A 2,147-nucleotide genomic window follows, 5' to 3' on the forward strand; every position below is an offset into this window, starting at 1 on the left:
CGAGTTGTCAAGCGGTTTCGGTCGAAATGGCGGGCAAAGCGCTTCATACCGCCATGATCGGAAGAGGCGCTCTGCATTCAAGCTAAAAACGCTCTGCATTGGACTAACCCGCTCCGCGATTGCGGAGCGGGTTAGTCCAAACCTGCTTATGCCGCGCGCGGCATAAGGCGGTGCCGATGAGAGTGTACATGACGGCAGCACGCTGGCCGCCGCGATCCGACCCGCAGAACAGCCAGGCCTTGCGACCGAGCGGAACGCAGCGCAGGGTCCGTTCCGCCGCTTTGTTCGTGATGCAAACCCTGCCGTCGCCGAGGAAGCGGGTGAACGCCGGCCAGCGGTGCAGCATGTAGTAGATGGCCTTGGCGAGATCATGGTTGCGCGAGAGCTTGGCAAGCTGCGCGATCAGCCAGGTGTGAAGGTCCTCCATCAGTGCAGCGCTACCCATCTGGCGCGCGCTTCGGCGCTCAGTCCGTTGATCTCGCGCTCGATATCGAACAGGACGTCGAGGCGCTGCACCGCCTCTAATTGCAATCGGATCGATCGCCCCTATCCACTCGCCGCGGCTCTTTTTGCGCGCTGCTCCCTGATATCGGCGAGCTCGAAGAATTTGCGTCGCGCATGGGGAAAGCAACCGGCTTCGAGTACCGGCCCCGGACGACGATCAGCAGCGTAGAGTTCGCCATAGCCGCCATAGGCGTCGGCCTGCAAGATCCCGGACCAGGTGCCGAGATGCGCCCGTGGGTGTTCGCCACGCCGGTCGCGCAAATAGTGAAACAGCGCGGCGGGCGGAAAGACACCGCCGAATGGGCGGTCGTCGCGGATATAGACCCACAGCCTGCCGGTATCGGTCATGCCCTTGGCGAGGACCGGCACGGTTGTATCGTCGCCGTGCAATCGGTCGGCGAGGAGAACATGAGCCTCGATCCGACGATAGATGGGCATGAGCGCGAATGTGGCCGCGCCAACCTGGTCGGCGAGCGTCGACAGGCTCAGCGGCACTCCTTCACGCGCGAAACGCTCGGCCTGGCGGTTTAATGGCTGATGTTGGTCGTACTTGTCGGACAGCAGCATGGCGAGGGGGCCGGGACCCGCCCAGCCGCGCGGCACGACATAGAGCGGCGCCGGCGGCTGCGTGATCGTCTCACAGTTCCGGCACGGGAACTTCTCGCGCACCGTCTGGATGACCCTTCCACTGGCGCGGGATCACCTCCAGCGTCTCGGTGACATCCTCGCCGAATTTCGCCGAACTTCGAAAGCCGCGTCACGCCGCAGCCGGGCAAGAACACGGCGCTGGGATGACAATGCGCTCACGCGGTAGATGCTCGGGAAACGGCTTCTTCGCCGGCCGTTTGCGCTCGAAGGCCGTGACACTGGTCGTCCTGGTCGCCGCCACCTCGGCGGCGAGATCATCTTCGCCGGCGGTGGCCTCGAGTTCCTCGAGCTGCAACTCCAATTCACTCTAACTAGGCGTTTTTCTTTATTGATCGAGCAGCCGCCGGCTGCGCTCGGCTGTGGGGCCATACTGCTCGCGCCTGAGCTTGGAGATCTGCAGCTTGAGGTGCGCGATCAGAGCTTCCGTGGCCGATGCCTTGGCTTTTGCAGAGGCAAGTTCGGCGCCCATCGAAACCACAAGCGCTTAAGCGCTTCGATATCGTCCGGCAAGGGCGAAACAGGGGCCTCCATGGCGTAAATGAATCAGCCCTCGGCTTTGGTGCAACCTATGCCCTGCGGCAGGGAATCCGCGTCCTATCCCGCGCTCGCCGGACGCCAGCTGTACTGCGGGTTGCGCTAGTCGATCCCGTCGAGCAAACACGCCAACTGAGCGCTCGTCAGCGACACGGGCCGTCCTTCGCCTGGGGCCAAATGAACCGGCCCTTGGCGTAAAGCGACATGCCGATCCCGTCATGCCAGATGATGTTCACAGCGATCCCGCGCCTCGGCGTCCTTCCATAGGGCTCCTAGTCGCGCGGCAGAAACGCCGAATATCGGTCGAGAAATCCTGCGAAAGCCTGGACGAATGCCTCGCAGTCTTCATCCCTTGTGGCCAGCGAGAGATTGATTGTGCCGCGGCGCGGGGTGTAGAAGCCGCGCAGCAGCATATCGAGATGAAAGAGCTTCCGTTGCGTCGGGGTGGTCGTGATCTCGGT

The 2,147-nt window shown here is 63.0% G+C and carries 2 pseudogenes; both read right to left on the reverse strand.

The features are described 5' to 3' along the window. Positions 1-103 precede the first annotated feature (103 nt). A pseudogene (tnpC, locus tag AC0L3N_RS33785) lies at positions 104-1,683 on the reverse strand (IS66 family transposase). A 275-nt stretch (positions 1,684-1,958) separates the two neighbouring features. Continuing rightward, positions 1,959-2,147, reverse strand: a pseudogene (locus AC0L3N_RS33790) (hypothetical protein); the annotation flags it as partial.

It is taken from the genome of Mesorhizobium sp. WSM4807 (genome assembly GCF_055811615.1).